This window comes from Acinetobacter sp. 1566109 (genome assembly GCF_000582255.1).
GTDB lineage: Bacteria > Pseudomonadota > Gammaproteobacteria > Pseudomonadales > Moraxellaceae > Acinetobacter > Acinetobacter nosocomialis.
The window spans coordinates 1-15913 of the sequence record NZ_JEYB01000046.1; the positions used below are offsets into that span (position 1 = coordinate 1).

Below are 15913 nucleotides of genomic sequence, written 5' to 3' on the forward strand. Positions count from 1 at the left end.
CGTCTTTCATCGCCTCTGACTGCCAAGGCATCCACCACATGCACTTAATTACTTGACTATACAACACCCAAGCAGTTGTATATAAAGCATCAATCGATTCAAGCTTTATCTATTTATAACTTGATTTAGTTATTCCACTAGATAAAATGAACACAGTCAGATTCAATCAGCCCAGTCTGTAAAGATTTGGAAAACGCTTCGGCAGTCAATAAGACCAAAGCAAGTATCCATAAACAGTTGTGCTGGCGACCATAGCAAGAGTGAACCACCTGATCCCTTCCCGAACTCAGAAGTGAAACCTCTTAGCGCTGATGGTAGTGTGGGGTTACCCATGTGAGAGTAAGTCATCGCCAGCTCATTATTCCAAACACCCCCAACTAAAATTGGGGGTGTTTTTTTATTGTGTGGGGATTTTATGTCTAATGCTTTAGATATTAAATTTAATTCAATTTATAAAAAAATAAAGCTAATCTAAAATTATTCACCTAATTAGAAATTTAATATGTATATGCAATGGATTTTAGTTAAAACTTTTTTATTTCCTTATGAGGCACAAATTGCAAAGACTCAATTAGAGGCTTTTGGAATTCCCGTTCGTATTGAAAATGAACATACAATTAATATGGACTGGTTTTATTCAAATGCATTGGGAGGAGTCCGATTATTAGTACTAGAAAAAGACCTCAATGATGCGAAAACACTTCTTGAAAAAGATTTTAGTGAAGACTTAGAGCAAGAGTTTGGAAAAAATAAAGGATGATGTCCTAACTGCGGAAGTTATGATATTGAACCTTACACAAAAAGAAAAAAATCAGCCTTTATGGCACTTATGTTCTTAGGTTTACCTTTATTTTCTTTTAAAAATGGTAATAGATGTAAACAATGCCAATATTTTTGGAACTAATAATTATCTATTATCTTAATTTATTAAAGTTTTTATAAAGAGAAGGCCCAAATCTAAAATAAGATTAAAAAATGATCTACAATAGAGGGTATTATAAAACTATAAAAAATTATAAAAGGAAGAATGTTATGGAATATAAAGGAAGTTGTCATTGTGGACAGGTGAAGTTTGTCGTAGAAGGTGAGCTAACAGAAGTTTTATCTTGCAATTGTTCCATTTGCCAAAAGAAAGGATCTTTACTTTGGTTTCTACCGACTAATCAAGTTAAAGTTACTTTAGGCACTCCTGATACTTTGGCGAACTATACTTTTAATAAACATGTGATTAACCATCATTTCTGTAAAAATTGTGGTATTCATCCATATGCCCAAGGTATAGATAATCAAGGTAATTCAATCTTTGCGATTAATGTACGATGTATAGATGGTATTGACTTAGATAAGATAAAAATAAATTATTTTGATGGGCGTTCAGTTTAATCGCTATTAGGGGTTTATCAATGAACACTAAAAAACAGTTAACTTCAACACAATTAGATTTACTGCTTGAACTATTAAAGGCGAGATTTGAAAAGAACACACATCGTCATAAAGAAATCGATTGGTCGAATATACGGGATAAATTAATAAAATCTCCAGACAAACTATGGGCATTGCAAGAAATGGAAAATACTGGAGGAGAGCCAGATGTTATTGTTTTTGACCAGCAGAAAGATCAGTATTTATTTGTAGATTGTTCTCCTGAAACCCCAAAAGGCCGTAGAAGCCTTTGCTATGATCGTGAGGCTTTAGAATCTAGAAAAGATCATCCTCCTAAAAACAGTGCAATAGATCTTGCTAATGAAATGGGAGTTGAGCTTTTAACAGAAGAGCAATTATCGTCAGTTACAGCAAATTGAAGAGTTTGATCTTAAAACTTCGAGTTGGCTCGCAACCCCAGTCGAGATTCGTAAATTGGGTGGAGCACTTTTTGCTGATCGTCGTTATGGCCGAGTCTTCATTTATCATAATGGAGCACAGTCTTATTATGCTGTACGTGGTTTTCGTTGTTGTTTAAAAATATAGGTGTGGTACTTAAATAAAAATAATTCTATTTGATGTTTTATGCCAAGAAATTGAAGATTCTTGCAACTTTTGATTAACAGTAAACATGACAAGATATGTTCAGGAATTAAATAAAAACTTCAGGACATTTCTAAATATGCAACTCAACCCAATTTACTATAATGAACAACACATTGCTTTTGCTGACAATGTTCGTCGATTTGTGCAAAAAGAAATGGCACCTTTTGTTAATGAGTGGGATGAGGCCGAGACATTTCCTAGAGAGCTTTATAAAAAGGCTGCTGAAATTGGCCTATTGGGTCTAGGTTTTTCTGAAGAATATGGTGGTATTCCAGATGCAGATCCATTCTATTCATTACTCGCTGGTATTGAAATGGCAAAGGCGGGTTCTGGCGGAGTACATACTTCACTCATGGTGCATACAATTGGTGCCCCTCCAATTCAACATTTTGGAAGTGAGGAATTAAAGGCTAGAGTCCTCCCAGAGATTATTTCCGGTGAAAAAATTTCTGCTTTAGCAATTACAGAACCAAGTGGGGGGTCTGATGTGGCAGCGTTACAAACTAAAGCTGTTCGGGAAGGGGATTATTATATTGTCTCAGGTGAGAAGACCTTTATTACTTCGGGAATTCGTGCAGACTATTATACAGTTGCAGTGCGTACTGATCCGACAAAAACGGGTGCAGAAGGCATTTCAATGTTACTCATTGATGCACCTAGTGAAGGTATTACTAAAACACCTTTGAAGAAAATGGGATGGTGGGCATCAGATACGGCACATTTGCATTTTGATCAAGTACGAGTACCTGCATCAAATCTACTTGGCAAAGAAAATGCCGGTTTTAAAGTTATTATGAATAACTTTAATATGGAGCGTTTCTTCTTGGGAGTAGTCGCTTATGGCTATGCATTAGTCTGTTATGAAGAAGCTTTAGAGTGGGCGCAGCAACGCAAAACTTTTGGTAAGCGATTAATTGATCATCAAGTGGTACGTCATAAATTGGTAGATATGGCAACGCAATTAACCACAACACGGGCATTACTTGAAGAAACAGCTTGGAAAATGACTCAGCCAAAGTTACAAGGGCCTGAGTTAGTGGCTCAAATTTCAATGCTTAAAAATGTTGCGACTCGTACTATGCAATTTTGTGCTGATGCTGCTGTACAAACGTTAGGTGGTATGGGCTTTATGCGTGGTACCAAGTCGGAACGTATTTACCGTGAAGTGAAGGTCAATATGATTGGTGGTGGTGCTGAAGAAATTATGAAAGATTTAATTAGCAAACAGCTGGGTTATTAATTCTTACAAGGTGGTCGTTGAGCCACCTTTTTTCATTTCAAAGCCATCTCCAAGACCATTTCAGTTAACTCATCAATTTTGACTTTGCCTTCAGACTTATACCAAGTTACAGTCCATGATATTGCACCACCAATTAATCTTCGCCAAATAAAGGCATCATGTTTTACCTTGCCTTGTGTGCGTAAATTTTCAATGATGTCGAGCCAGATTTGCTCATATTCATTACGCATTTTTAACAGGTAATTTTGCTTTTCTTTTGACAGAGCAAACCATTCATAAACCAACACAGCCATGGCTGCACCTGTATCGCCAGTAATTGAAATAAGCTCAGCTTTAATAAGGGCTCGTAATTGTTGTTCTGGATCAGTAGATTGATTTGCTGCCTCTTCTAAACGAGCAAGATTGTAAATAATGGTTTCCTCCATTACATGAGCGAGGATGTCATCTTTACTTTTAAAGTGATGAAATAAACTTCCCGATTGAATTCCAATAAATTGAGCAAGTTCACGTACAGTCGTTTTGTCATAGCCTTGCTTGTGAAATAAATAGGCAGCCCCCCGTAATAAACGACCACGCGGGCTATCGTCAAAGCAAGAAATATTTGGAATTTGTTCAATTGAAGTGGCAATCATGTGTTCAGTTTGTTCCCTTATCTAAAAATCCATAACGGAAATTTCTCTAAATTTCATCACATTTCAGATTGTTTTCTGAATTTGGAAGATTTGGTCAACATCACAATAACATTTTGCGCTTTACAAACCAAGCGCTTGCTTGGTAATGTTGAGGCTGATTTTTAGACAAAATAATGAGAAATAAAATGGCAAATAATCAGCAGGATGATCATCGAGTCGTAAAAATAGGTTGTGCCTCTGGGTTTTGGGGAGATACCAATACTGCCGCTTTTCAGTTAGTGCATTTGACCGATATTAATTATTTGGTTTTTGATTATTTGTCTGAGATTACCATGTCGATTATGGCAAAAGCGAAGATGGTAGAACCGAAACATGGTTACGCTTTAGACTTTGTCAGCCGAGTCATGGCACCTTTGCTGAAAAAAATTGCTGAAAAAAAGATTAAAGTGATTAGTAATGCCGGTGGTGTTAATCCATTAGCTTGTCGGGATGCCTTACAAAAAATTATTAAAGAGTATGGTCTAGATCTGAAAGTGGCTGTGGTGTTAGGTGATGATCTTTTGCCAAAACATGAGCAGTTAAAATCACAGAATATTCAAGAAATGTTTAGCGGAGAAGCTTTGCCTCAACAGGTAGCGAGCAGTAATGCTTATTTAGGCGCGGTTGCTATTCGTGACGCCTTAGACTTAGGTGCCGATATTGTGATTACGGGTCGTGTGGTTGACTCTGCTGTGGTGCTTGCACCGTTGCTTCATGAATATCAGTGGTCGCTCGATGATTATGACAAATTGGCGCAAGGTTCATTAGCAGGTCATGTCATTGAATGTGGTGCCCAATGTACGGGTGGTAACTTTACCGATTGGCAATTGGTGCAGGGCTTCGACAATATGGGCTTTCCAGTGGTTGAAGTGAGTGAGGATGGCTCATTTATTGTAACTAAGCCTCAAGGTACAGGTGGTCTGGTTTCTACTGCTACAGTTGCAGAGCAAATTGTTTATGAAATAGGTAATCCTCAAGCATATTTACTACCTGATGTAATTGCTGATTTCAGCCACGTGCATTTAGAGCAAGTTGGGGAGCATCGGGTTCGTGTAACGGGCGCAAAAGGACAAGCTCCGACTACACAATATAAAGTCAGCGCGACCTATCCTGATGGTTATCGGGTTTTAGTAAGTTTCTTAATTGCAGGTCGTGAGGCACCACAAAAAGCACAAGTTATTGCTGATGCGATTTTGACTAAGTGCGAACGTGTTTTAGCAATGCGCTCAGTGCCGCCATTTAGTGAAAAGTCTGTTGAAATTTTAGGTATTGAAAGTACTTATGGCGAACATGCCCAAACATTAAGTAGTCGTGAAGTAGTGGTCAAAATAGCTGTAAAACACATGTTTAAAGAAGCATGTATGTTCTTTGCATCTGAAATTGCACAAGCTTCAACAGGTATGGCTCCAGCCTTGGCAGGAATTGTTGGAGGCCGACCAAAAGCATCTCCAGTGATTAAGTTATTTTCATTTTTAATAGATAAAAATCAGGTAAGTGTCGAAATCGATTTTGAAGGAAAACGCTACCCAGTTGAGATTCCACAAGGAGTTTTTACAGAGCAATTGCCTACTTTAAAGGCAGGTGAAAATGCAATTTATCAAGGAGATGAAATTGAAGTTCCTTTGATTGAAATTGCGCATGCCCGCAGTGGTGATAAGGGTAATCATAGCAATATTGGTGTGATTGCACGTAAAGCAGATTATTTACCATGGATTCGTGCAGCACTAACTGAACAGACTGTTGCAAGCTATATGCAACATGTCTTGGATGCTGAGAAAGGGCGAGTAATTCGTTATGAGTTACCGGGTTTAAATGCACTGAATTTTATGTTGGAGAATGCCTTAGGTGGTGGTGGTGTTGCAAGCTTGCGTATTGATCCGCAAGGTAAAGCCTTTGCCCAACAGTTATTGGATATGCCTGTTAAAGTTCCGGCACATCTTTTAGAAAAATAAAATGAATGGATGAAACAAAGATGAGTTATCAATCAATTTTTAGACCAGATGCTTTTGCTAATAAAGTCATTATTGTGACAGGTGGGGGCTCAGGAATTGGACGCTGTACTGCACATGAGCTTGCGGCTCTCGGCGCTCAAGTGGTGATTACAGGACGAAAAATTGAGAAATTAGAGAAAGTAAGCCAAGAAATTATAGAAGATGGTGGTCGGGTTCATTTTATTGTTTGTGATAACCGTGAAGAAGAACAAGTGAAAAATATGATTGCTGAAGTGATTGAGAAATTCGGCAAACTCGATGGTTTGGTAAATAATGCGGGTGGCCAGTTCCCGTCAGCTTTAGAGAATATTTCGGCGAATGGTTTCGATGCAGTCGTGCGTAATAATTTACACGCAACTTTTTACCTAATGCGTGAAGCTTATAACCAATGGATGGCAAAACATGGTGGCAGTATTGTCAACATGACTGCTGATATGTGGGGTGGCATGCCGGGAATGGGACATTCTGGTGCTGCGCGTTCAGGGGTTGATAACTTAACTAAAACGGCATCGGTTGAGTGGGGGAAATCTGGTGTTCGTGTAAATGCAGTTGCACCGGGTTGGATCGTGTCATCCGGTATGGATAATTATAGCGGTGATTTTGCCAAAGTGATTATTCCAAGTCTTGCTGGCAATGTACCGCTAAAACGTATGGGAACTGAATCAGAAGTTTCATCGGCGATTTGTTATTTACTGTCAGATGCTGCGGCTTTTGTGTCAGGTGTAACTTTGCGTATTGATGGCGCTGCATCGCAAGGGACACGCATGTATCCACTAGCCGAAGCGACAAATAGTCAGTCTTATAATGGTTTCCATCGCGCGTTTATTCCTGAAATTTTTAAAAAAGATAAGACTGAGAAAGCCGAACAAAACAATAGTTTAGGTTTGGAGTGAGGAATAAAAAAATGACCATTCTCCAATCCGAAATTGCTGTTGGTAGTGAACAGTATCAAAAAAATAAAGAGGCACTACTTGCTCAGCTGAGTGAAGTCCGTGCAATTCAGCAAAAAAGCATTGATAAATCGTATGCTGCTAAACCGAAATTCGATAAAAAGGGCAAGATTCTGCCGCATGAGCGTGTGCGGTTATTACTCGATGCTGATTCGCCTTTTATTGAGCTTTGTGGTTTGGTTGGCTACAACATGCATGATGACAAGGATGGTTCCGAAGCAGGTGGTGGAGTAATTGCCGGCCTTGGTTTTGTCAGTGGTGTGCGTTGTCTAGTTTCTGCAAGTAATAGTGCAATTAAGGGCGGGACCATGTCTCCTATGGGCGTACAAAAAACTTTGCGTTTACAAAAAATTGCCTTAGAACAAAAACTCCCGCTGATTACGCTGACCGAAAGTGGGGGCGCTAACTTAAATTATGCTGCTGAAGTATTTACCTATGGTGGTATGACCTTTGCCAATCAGGCACGTTTGTCTGCAGCAGGTATTCCACAGCTTGCAGTGGTGCATGGTAATGCAACGGCAGGTGGTGCTTATCAACCAGGTCTTTCAGATTATGTCATTGTAGTACGCAAACAAACCGAGATGCTTCTTGCAGGTCCCCCTTTACTCTTGGCTGCCACTGGCGAAGTGGCAACAGCTGAAGAGTTGGGCGGGGCAGAAATGCATGCGCAGGTTGCTGGAACAGCAGAATACTTAGCAGGAAATGATGCTGACGGTATTCGGATGGCACGTGAAATTTTTGAACACCTGAACTGGAAAGAGCAAATCAAACCAGTTGATGTGACTTATAAAGAGCCTCGTTACGATACCGAGGAACTATTGGGTGTTATCCCAAGTGATCCTAAACAACCATTTGATATGATAGAAGTGGTTGCACGCATTATTGATGATTCAGATTTTCTAGAATTTAAGCAGGAATATGATGATTTAACGGTATGTGGCTGGGCAAAAATTGGAGGCTTGCATATCGGTATTATTACCAATAATGGTCCGATTACCCCTCAAGGAGCAGCAAAAGCAGCTCAGTTTATTCACTTATGTGAACAGACTAACCGCCCGTTATTGTTCTTACATAACACTACTGGCTTTATGGTGGGAACCGATGCCGAGCAAAATGGCATTATTAAGCATGGCTCAAAACTGATTCAAGCGGTTGCCAATTGTACTGTACCTAAAATTTCAATCGTTGTGGCAGGGTCATATGGTGCGGGTAACTACGCAATGTGTGGTCGGAGTTTATCGCCAGATTTTATTTTTGCATGGCCAAATTCGCATGTTGCTGTAATGGGGGCTGCACAGGCTGGAAAGGTACTGCGTATTGTTGCTGAAGGAAAACAAAAAGCCTCCGGTCAGGAACCGAATCCGCAAATGCTCGATTTTCTTGAGCAAAGTACGGCCATGAAATTAGAGCAGCAATCTACCGCGCTTTTCAATACAGCTATGCTTCATGACGATGGCATTATTGACCCGCGAGATACCCGAAAATTATTAATTTTCCTTTTACAAACCATTTATGAAGCACAGCAACGTGAGTTGAATCCGACCCGTTTTGGTGTGTCCCGTTTTTAATCAACCTTTACCGTAATTAAAAAAATTAATAGGAAGAACACCATGAAATTTACTGCCGAACATGAAGCATTACGTCGTACAGCGCGTCAATTTGTTCAAAATGAGCTGAATCCACATATTCCCGAATGGGAAGAAGCAGGGCGTTTCCCGATCCACGACGTATTTAAAAAAATGGGTGATCTTGGTTTATTAGGGATTTGTAAGCCTGAGGAAAATGGCGGTTTAGCGTTAGATTATTCCTATAACCTTGTGGTTGCAGAAGAAATTGGATATGCGGCTTGCGGCGGGGTGCCTTTGGCCATTGGTGTACAAACCGATATGGCGACACCTGCTTTGGCCCGTTTTGGTAGTAAAGAATTACGCGATGAGTTTTTAACACCAGCCATTGCTGGGGAATATGTTGCCTCAATTGCAGTATCGGAAGTGCATGCTGGTTCGGATGTTGCTGCTATTAAAACAACAGCAAAAAAAGATGGCGATGACTATGTCATTAACGGCAGCAAAATGTGGATTACTAACTCATTGCAAGCCGATTTCTTTTGTCTTTTAGCCAATACATCTGACGATAAACCACACGTCAACAAGTCGATGATTATTGTGCCGGCAAAAACTAAAGGGATTAGTTTTTCCGAGCCACTTAATAAATTAGGGATGCGTTCAACCACCACAGCGCAAGTTTATTTAGACAATGTCCGTGTACCGCAGCGTAACTTAGTGGGGGTTGAAGGTATGGGTTTCATGATGCAAATGATGCAATTTCAGGAAGAGCGTTTATGGGCTTGTGCTAATGCTATTGGTGGTTTGGAAAATTTAATCCAAAAGACTATCGCCTATACCAAAGAGCGTACGACGTTTGGTCAGCCACTTATTAATAACCAATATATTCACTTCCGCTTTGCTGAACTCATGACTGAAATAGAAGCACTTAAAGCATTAACCTACCAAGCGTGTGAACAGCATATTGCAGGTGAAGATGTGACCAAGCTGGCATCTATGGCAAAACTCAAAGCTGGACGTTTAACTCGTGAAGTTGCTGATAGCTGTCTGCAATATTGGGGTGGCAATGGCTTTATGTGGGATAATCCAGCCTCACAGCTGTATCGTGACGGACGTTTAGGCTCTATTGGCGGTGGTGCAGATGAGATTATGCTGGGGATTATCTGTAAGTTGATGGATATCTTGCCAAAATAACAGAAATAAAATAAGGGGTAAGCCATGACGCTTTCAGCATCTCTACAAGCTATAGATATTGATGACAGCATTCAATTAGAACAAGACGGCAGTATTTTATACCTTTGGCTCAACCGACCAGAGAGCCGTAATGCCATGAACTTGAATATGGTTAATGCAATACAGCAAGTTTTTACTGCCATTCGCGATGACCTTTCAATTCGTGCAGTCATCATTCGTGGTGAGGGCGGGACTTTTTGTGCAGGTGGGGATATTAAAGACATGGCTGCTTTACGCGTTGAAGCAACTCATTTCGGTAGTCTACAACCTTATGCTGACTTTAACCGCCGTTTTGGTGCCATGCTTGAGCAAGTTGAAGCTGCACCGCAAACTGTTGTGGTCATTTTAGAAGGCGCGGTGTTAGGTGGAGGTTTTGGGCTGGCATGTGTTTCCGATGTTGCAATTAGTCGTGACAATGCTCAGTTTGGTTTACCTGAAACTGGGCTTGGCGTAATTCCTGCGCAAATTGCTCCTTTTGTGGTGAAACGTATTGGCCTGACTCAAGCACGCCGACTTGCTTTACTCGGCATGCGTTTTGAAGGGCATACGGCACTGAGTGTCGGTGTGGTTCATCAAATTGCACATAATGAAATTGAACTTGAACAAGCTTTAGAGGAAACCATTCAACACATTAAACGAGCAGCTCCTCAAGCTTCGCGTGTGACCAAAGCATTGTTACATCGAACACTCAATGAGCCTTTAAATAAATTGCTCAATGATGCAGCTCAGCAGTTTGCCCAAGCGGTTGGTGGAGCTGAAGGTCAAGAAGGAACGATGGCTTTTATCCAGAAAAGGTTACCAAATTGGGCCGATGAGTCATAAAAGATAAGGATAAAAAAATAATGAAATTTTCAAAAATACTGGTTGCCAATCGTGGTGAAATTGCAGTTCGAGTTATGCAAACAGCCAAGGCAATGGGTTACCAAACTGTCGCAGTTTATTCCGATGCAGACAGTCATGCTCGTCATGTGCAAGAAGCAGATGAAGCTGTTTACATTGGGGCATCTAAAGTATCGGAGTCTTATCTTTCCATTGCTAAAATTATCGAAGCCTGCAAAAAAACAGGGGCAGATGCTGTTCATCCCGGTTATGGTTTTTTGTCAGAAAATACTGATTTTGCTCAGGCATGTATCGACAACCAGATTACATTTATTGGACCTACCGCTTCTGCAATTGAGTTAATGGGCAGTAAACGCCTTTCAAAAATTGCCATGATTGAGGCGGGCGTCCCTTGTGTGCCGGGTTATGAAGGTGACCGACAAGATCTCGAATATTTAGCAGCTCAAGCCGAGCAAATTGGCTTTCCAATTATGGTCAAAGCTTCTGCGGGTGGCGGCGGTCGTGGCATGCGTTTGGTACAACAAGCATCTGAATTGGTTGAGGCGTTGCAAACTGCACGTTCAGAAGCTGAAAATGCTTTTGGTTCGGGGGAGCTTATTTTAGAAAAAGCAGTTATTGCTCCGCGTCATGTCGAAATTCAGGTTTTTGGTGATACTCACGGCAATTATGTGTATTTGTTTGAGCGTGATTGTTCGATCCAACGTCGCCATCAAAAAGTAGTTGAAGAGGCGCCGTGTCCAGTCATGACGCCTGAACTACGTCAGCAAATGGGCGAGGCAGCTGTAGCAACGGCAAAAGCATGTGCTTATGTCGGGGCAGGTACAGTTGAGTTTTTGCTTGATGCATCGGGTGCATTTTACTTTTTAGAGATGAATACCCGTTTGCAGGTAGAACATCCGGTCACTGAGCTTATTACAGGGCTAGATTTAGTTGAATGGCAGCTGCGTGTGGCGAATGGTGAGCATTTACCTTTAAAGCAACAGGAGTTGAACTTCAATGGACATGCGATCGAAGTGCGCTTGTATGCAGAAGACCCACGTCAGGATTTCTTACCACAAACAGGAAAGGTTTTACGCTGGAAGCCTGCAACTTTGCCAAATGTGCGAATCGATCATGGCATGTTGGCAACTGATGAAGTCAGTCCATTTTACGATCCGATGGTAGCAAAGGTGATTGCATACGGTAAAACCCGTGAGGATGCGATTCGCTTACTGGCTCGTGCAGTCGATGATAGTGTTTTACTTGGAGTGAATAGTAATAAACAGTTCTTGGTCAATTTACTGCGCCATCCAGTTGTTGTTGGAGGGGATACCAATACTGCATTCATCCAACAGCACTTCCAAAATGATCCGAGCTTACACCATCAAGTTTTATCTTTAGAAACTTTAGCGATTGCTGCGGCATTATTTAGCCAAAATAAAGGTACTGCGGTGTGGCAAACTGGGCTTGGTGTGCCATTACCGTTAAAATTACAAATTGCCGATCAGCAAATTCAATTGCAGGTTTCATCTGTAAATAACACATTTACGGCTCAGTTCTGTGATCAATCAGTTTGTATTGATGTGCTTGAGAGAACGTCAGAGTACCTAGTTTATTTAATTGATGGTATTCGTCGCCGTGTGCAGTATGTATTAGATAGTGATCAACTTTATCTAGACCGAGATAACGGTAATATTGTGATACGCAATGTGACCTATGCTGCGCCAGAAGCTACCGATGTAGCGGGAGATGGCAAAATTCGTGCACCAATGGATGGTGCTGTGGTTAATATTCTGGTGAATAAAGGCGATCAAGTGGTGAGAGGTCAAACCTTACTAGTGCTTGAAGCTATGAAAATCCAGCAGCAGATTAAAGCTGATGTAGATGGTGTAGTTGAAGATGTGTTAGGGCAACAGGGTCAACAAGTCAAAAAACGGCAAATGCTATTTACTATTCAAACTTAATTGAAAAATACCGCTCTTATTGGGCGGTATTTTTTTATAGCAGTTTAAGAGTTATTCTCCATCTGCCTCTGCAATCACTTGGCTTGCTTTTTTTAGGCTATAAAGCAGCTGCCCTAAAAGTACATCTCTATTACTTAGGGTAACCATAACCATCGGATGATGGAGAGCAGGAATAGCTGTTAAAATGGCTTTGCCATTGTCTGCATCTAATGTGATGTTATTACAGCCAGTTAGTTGAATCTCTTTTAAAAATGCACTGACCATGGCCAAAATCGAGCTACTCACCGCTGCTAATTTGGTGGTATTAGGGTAGTTCTTGTGGCTTACTGTTGCCAATTCAAACCCATCTGAAGAACAAATCATGACAAAGTCTACACCACGTGTATTCATAAGAATTTTTTGGGCTTCACTTTTTGCAAGTTGTAGCAATTGTGTTGGAGCGGTTCGTTTTTGAACTGGAATACTAAGCATGATCTTTCCCTTGAGATGTTGCGCCTACCTTAACTTCAAGTGATGCAATTAATGATTCAACCATCATTAAAATTTGCTCTTGTTCTCTTGCATCAATAAAAAATAGTGGATATTGAAGTTCGTTTTCTGCTAACCAGTTTCGATACTGTTGGAGTGAAGATTCTTTATTTTCATCAATATGCGTAATACCAATCGCAATATTATCATTATAATTTTTAAAGGTTTCCAAGTAACTTTCTAATTCAGCAATTGGAGTAGAGCTATTGTGATCTAACAGAAGAATAATACCAATCGCACCTTTACAAATAACTGACCAGATAAAATCAAAACGGCTTTGTCCAGGGGTTCCATATAGCCCAATTTTAATACCATCATCTAAAGTAATTTCGCCGTAATCAATCCCAACAGTTGTTTGTGATTTTTGGTGACTTTGTACATCAGTATTAAATGCTTCTGTTTCTAAAATTGGAATTTCAGATAGCGATTTGATCGCTTCTGTTTTACCAGCCCCCATACTGCCTGCGAAGACAATTTTATATTGTTGAATAATCATAGTGTTCCTTAAAAGCCAAAACGGCGTCGAATTTTCCCTATAAAATTTTTTAAAAAATGACTTTCTGTATTTAAGTTTTCTGAATGAGTCTGTGGCGTGTAAAAACACTTATTCGCGGAAACATATTGCCCATTATTTGCCATTAAACATGCTGTAATAAAGCGTAGAACAACATCGATAGGTTGGTTGAGTTGTTTAGCTACTTCAGTGACTTTTGCTCCCTGAATAAAACAGGCAGAGAGCTGTAGGCTTACTTTTCTATATTCTTTTTGATAGGGTTGTGGCCAATGATTAATTTTAAAGTAACCATCAGCTGACGCTAAATTCTCAAATTCTTTTGAACACCAAATTAAATTCCACAACCAATCCTGTAAGTAATAATCCTTTTTACGAGAAACCTTAGTAAAGTCTGATGTTTTTGCAAAGGTAAAGTTAAAACTCATATTGGTCTGTGTTTTTTGACGAGAAGGTTCTAACCAAGCAATTTGAGTTCTATTATCAATAATTGCCAAGGTACCCTTGTCATCAAATAAATGTAATTTAATATTTTCAGAGCTATGCAAATTTTTTATAAATTGCTCATCTATGATAGATATTTCATTTAATAAAGTTGAGTTGGAACGAACATCAGTATGTTTTAAAAGAGATAATACATTTGCTTGTAACCATGAACGGAGATGTTCTGTTTTTTCTAAAGGGTAGTGTAAGGTATGTTCGTGTATAGTGCCTCCATTTTCTAAAGGTGTTTTTGTAATTTTTAAATAAGGAAATTTTTTCTTATTAAGAATATTTTGAATATTGTCAGCATCAAAAAAGTTTTCATTAATAATTAATAAATCAATCTGATTACTAGAAATGTTAACCCAGTTAATTCCATATTGATTAGATATCAAATCACGGATTAAGATTTTTAATTCGTCTGAAACTTTTAAGCTTAAACCAGAAACTGCAATATTTATGCAATGGCTATCCATAGTATCATTTTAAATTTTTATTAAGTAATATTGTAATGTTATATGTGCTCTTTATATTAAGTATAAAGAGCACAGCTTAAATTAATTAACTAAAATCGAGCTCTTTTTCAAAGGACTTTAACTCATGACGAGCCATGGCTAAATTCGACTTGGCGCGATCAAGTACTAAATAAAGGAATAAATTATTATTACTTTCTAAAGGACGAATTAAGTGATAAGCCTTCCCTAATGTAATTAAAATATCTTCAATATTGTCATTTAATTTTAATGCGTTAGCTACATTTCGTTTTGCGCGAATGACTTCTGTGTTTCCAGCAGCTGCCAGCTCTAAATCAATATCCCCACCGCCTTGTGTAGCAAGTGATAAACCACTTTCTGAATCAACAAGTGCAGATGCAATAAAACCATCAATTTCAGTTAAGCTATCTAAAGAAAGTTTAGCCATTTTTTTATCTCTCAGGATTATAAAGTTATAATTACTACTTTTTCCTTAAAAGTAGTTAAAAATCATTATATTTTTACTCAAGTTGAAGTCAATAAATCAAATAAATTTCAAAATTGTTGTTTTAGTAAATAAGTGACCAAAAATGTCATCTTATAAAAAATATTATAAGATTGTTTTTACATTAAACATTTAATACTGTGCTCATGTTTGCATTATATAATTTCTATTATTAATTTTAATAATTGTAATAGAATGTTAAAACAATATTTGTTGATAAATTATGTTTGTTTAAATAGAAAAGAGGAACTATAAGTTCCTCTTTTAAATAGTTATAATAAAATTAAATAAGATGTGTATAAATACAATATAGGTAACCTAAAATAGCTAAAGCAACAAGAGGTGCGATAACTTTTGACCATGCCGGAATAAAAGTTTCGATAGGTTGCTCTTCGATGTGTAATTCTTCATGATGCGGTTGGGCTTGGTGAACCATTTGGTTAAACTCCTTCATTGTTGCATCCAATGATAGCTCTTCTTGTTCAACAGGTTTAGAACCAATGAGCTCTGTTAGGTGGTTTGTTGACCAAACCCAATCCTCAGCCTGACCTGATAAATGTTCAACTTGCCCTAAAATGAGCTCTTTTAAACCATTCTGTCCGAAACCTCCAGTTTCATCAAGTTGATTCAGCTCTGTTAACTGTAAGGTCAAAATTTCTGAAATACTTTGCTCAAGTTCGGCATTTTTTAAAATCGACTGATTGTGCTTAGAAGTTGTTAAATGACGCGCTATTTCTTGAATATATAATGGATCGGCTGTTTTGATTTCATTGTAAATTTTATTGTCGTCTTGACGCCATAAGCTAATTAACTTTCCAAGAGTGAGCACATTCACTTCATCAATCAGCTTATTTTTCTCATTGGCTGGATATTGATTTAAAAGCTGAGGCTTTTGAATTTTTATTTGCTCAGCAAAGTATTGGACTAAATCAAATGCCATACTTTATTCCTC

14 protein-coding genes, 1 rRNA gene and 2 pseudogenes are annotated in these 15913 nt (G+C 38.9%); 11 read left to right on the forward strand and 6 right to left on the reverse strand.

The annotated features are described in order from the left end of the window. Window positions 1-241 precede the first annotated feature (241 nt). The 5 genes and pseudogenes from rrf (at window position 242) to J582_RS19765 (ending at window position 3268) form a co-directional block, all read left to right on the forward strand. Window positions 242-356: ribosomal RNA gene (rrf, locus tag J582_RS19755) — 5S ribosomal RNA — on the forward strand. Between the two features lie 152 nt (window positions 357-508). After that, window positions 509-904, forward strand: a pseudogene (locus J582_RS0105020) (DUF2007 domain-containing protein). A 128-nt stretch (window positions 905-1032) separates the two neighbouring features. Further along, window positions 1033-1383: a GFA family protein gene (locus J582_RS19760; protein WP_016805145.1), complete on the forward strand. Its 351-nt coding sequence runs from the start codon at window positions 1033-1035 to the stop codon at window positions 1381-1383. Window positions 1384-1403: 20 nt separating this feature from the next. Next, window positions 1404-1968, forward strand: a pseudogene (locus J582_RS0105025) (DUF4256 domain-containing protein). A 136-nt stretch (window positions 1969-2104) separates the two neighbouring features. Further along, the gene (locus J582_RS19765; protein ID WP_031983554.1) at window positions 2105-3268 is read left to right on the forward strand and encodes an acyl-CoA dehydrogenase family protein; all 1164 of its coding nucleotides are present in this window, start codon (window positions 2105-2107) and stop codon (window positions 3266-3268) included. 32 nt (window positions 3269-3300) lie between these two features. Here J582_RS19765 and J582_RS19770 read toward each other — a convergent pair whose 3' ends face one another. After that, window positions 3301-3900: a TetR/AcrR family transcriptional regulator gene (locus J582_RS19770; protein WP_031983556.1), complete on the reverse strand. Its 600-nt coding sequence runs from the start codon at window positions 3898-3900 to the stop codon at window positions 3301-3303. Between the two features lie 185 nt (window positions 3901-4085). On the opposite strand from J582_RS19770, the gene J582_RS19775 reads away from it, so the two are divergent. Genes J582_RS19775 through J582_RS19800 form a run of 6 tightly spaced genes read left to right on the forward strand, consistent with a single transcriptional unit; the run spans window position 4086 to window position 12461 of the window. Continuing rightward, a complete protein-coding gene (locus J582_RS19775; protein WP_032048452.1) occupies window positions 4086-5891 on the forward strand; it encodes an acyclic terpene utilization AtuA family protein in 1806 nt (601 codons plus the stop codon). A 20-nt stretch (window positions 5892-5911) separates the two neighbouring features. Further along, a complete protein-coding gene (locus tag J582_RS19780; RefSeq protein WP_002048713.1) occupies window positions 5912-6823 on the forward strand; it encodes an SDR family oxidoreductase in 912 nt (303 codons plus the stop codon). A gap of 11 nt (window positions 6824-6834) precedes the next feature. Beyond that, a complete protein-coding gene (locus J582_RS19785; protein WP_032048453.1) occupies window positions 6835-8448 on the forward strand; it encodes an acyl-CoA carboxylase subunit beta in 1614 nt (537 codons plus the stop codon). Between the two features lie 42 nt (window positions 8449-8490). Then, window positions 8491-9639 carry an acyl-CoA dehydrogenase family protein gene (locus J582_RS19790; protein ID WP_031983560.1) on the forward strand — a complete coding sequence of 383 codons (1149 nt, stop codon included), beginning with the start codon at window positions 8491-8493 and terminating at the stop codon, window positions 9637-9639. 24 nt (window positions 9640-9663) lie between these two features. Further along, on the forward strand, window positions 9664-10500 hold the full coding sequence (locus J582_RS19795) for an enoyl-CoA hydratase/isomerase family protein (RefSeq protein ID WP_031983561.1): 837 nt from the start codon (window positions 9664-9666) through the stop codon (window positions 10498-10500). A gap of 20 nt (window positions 10501-10520) precedes the next feature. Further along, complete coding sequence (locus J582_RS19800; RefSeq protein ID WP_032048454.1) at window positions 10521-12461, forward strand: acetyl/propionyl/methylcrotonyl-CoA carboxylase subunit alpha; 1941 nt, start codon at window positions 10521-10523, stop codon at window positions 12459-12461. A gap of 51 nt (window positions 12462-12512) precedes the next feature. On the opposite strand, the gene J582_RS19805 is transcribed toward J582_RS19800, so the two are convergent. The 5 genes from J582_RS19805 to J582_RS19825 all read right to left on the reverse strand — a co-directional run bounded on the left by J582_RS19805 (window position 12513) and on the right by J582_RS19825 (window position 15901). Further along, the gene (locus tag J582_RS19805; RefSeq protein ID WP_000949092.1) at window positions 12513-12932 is read right to left on the reverse strand and encodes a roadblock/LC7 domain-containing protein; all 420 of its coding nucleotides are present in this window, start codon (window positions 12930-12932) and stop codon (window positions 12513-12515) included. Then, window positions 12925-13485, reverse strand: coding sequence for a GTP-binding protein (locus tag J582_RS19810; RefSeq protein ID WP_000586671.1), 561 nt, complete (start codon window positions 13483-13485; stop codon window positions 12925-12927). Before J582_RS19810 ends, J582_RS19805 begins: the two co-directional genes overlap by 8 nt. Before the next feature lie 8 nt (window positions 13486-13493). Beyond that, the gene (locus tag J582_RS19815) at window positions 13494-14459 is read right to left on the reverse strand and encodes a hypothetical protein (RefSeq protein ID WP_000377059.1); all 966 of its coding nucleotides are present in this window, start codon (window positions 14457-14459) and stop codon (window positions 13494-13496) included. 85 nt (window positions 14460-14544) lie between these two features. Next, the gene (locus tag J582_RS19820; protein ID WP_001096608.1) at window positions 14545-14904 is read right to left on the reverse strand and encodes a hypothetical protein; all 360 of its coding nucleotides are present in this window, start codon (window positions 14902-14904) and stop codon (window positions 14545-14547) included. Between the two features lie 340 nt (window positions 14905-15244). Next, window positions 15245-15901: a hypothetical protein gene (locus J582_RS19825; RefSeq protein ID WP_002048692.1), complete on the reverse strand. Its 657-nt coding sequence runs from the start codon at window positions 15899-15901 to the stop codon at window positions 15245-15247. Between the last annotated feature and the right edge of the window lie 12 nt (window positions 15902-15913).

Coding starts and splice junctions, on each gene's coding strand:
- J582_RS19760 (WP_016805145.1), top strand. CDS start 1,033: ATGGAATATAAAGGAAGTTGTCATTGTGGACAGGTGAAGTTTGTCGTA.
- J582_RS19765 (WP_031983554.1), top strand. CDS start 2,105: ATGCAACTCAACCCAATTTACTATAATGAACAACACATTGCTTTTGCT.
- J582_RS19770 (WP_031983556.1), bottom strand. CDS start 3,900: ATGATTGCCACTTCAATTGAACAAATTCCAAATATTTCTTGCTTTGAC.
- J582_RS19775 (WP_032048452.1), top strand. CDS start 4,086: ATGGCAAATAATCAGCAGGATGATCATCGAGTCGTAAAAATAGGTTGT.
- J582_RS19780 (WP_002048713.1), top strand. CDS start 5,912: ATGAGTTATCAATCAATTTTTAGACCAGATGCTTTTGCTAATAAAGTC.
- J582_RS19785 (WP_032048453.1), top strand. CDS start 6,835: ATGACCATTCTCCAATCCGAAATTGCTGTTGGTAGTGAACAGTATCAA.
- J582_RS19790 (WP_031983560.1), top strand. CDS start 8,491: ATGAAATTTACTGCCGAACATGAAGCATTACGTCGTACAGCGCGTCAA.
- J582_RS19795 (WP_031983561.1), top strand. CDS start 9,664: ATGACGCTTTCAGCATCTCTACAAGCTATAGATATTGATGACAGCATT.
- J582_RS19800 (WP_032048454.1), top strand. CDS start 10,521: ATGAAATTTTCAAAAATACTGGTTGCCAATCGTGGTGAAATTGCAGTT.
- J582_RS19805 (WP_000949092.1), bottom strand. CDS start 12,932: ATGCTTAGTATTCCAGTTCAAAAACGAACCGCTCCAACACAATTGCTA.
- J582_RS19810 (WP_000586671.1), bottom strand. CDS start 13,485: ATGATTATTCAACAATATAAAATTGTCTTCGCAGGCAGTATGGGGGCT.
- J582_RS19815 (WP_000377059.1), bottom strand. CDS start 14,459: ATGGATAGCCATTGCATAAATATTGCAGTTTCTGGTTTAAGCTTAAAA.
- J582_RS19820 (WP_001096608.1), bottom strand. CDS start 14,904: ATGGCTAAACTTTCTTTAGATAGCTTAACTGAAATTGATGGTTTTATT.
- J582_RS19825 (WP_002048692.1), bottom strand. CDS start 15,901: ATGGCATTTGATTTAGTCCAATACTTTGCTGAGCAAATAAAAATTCAA.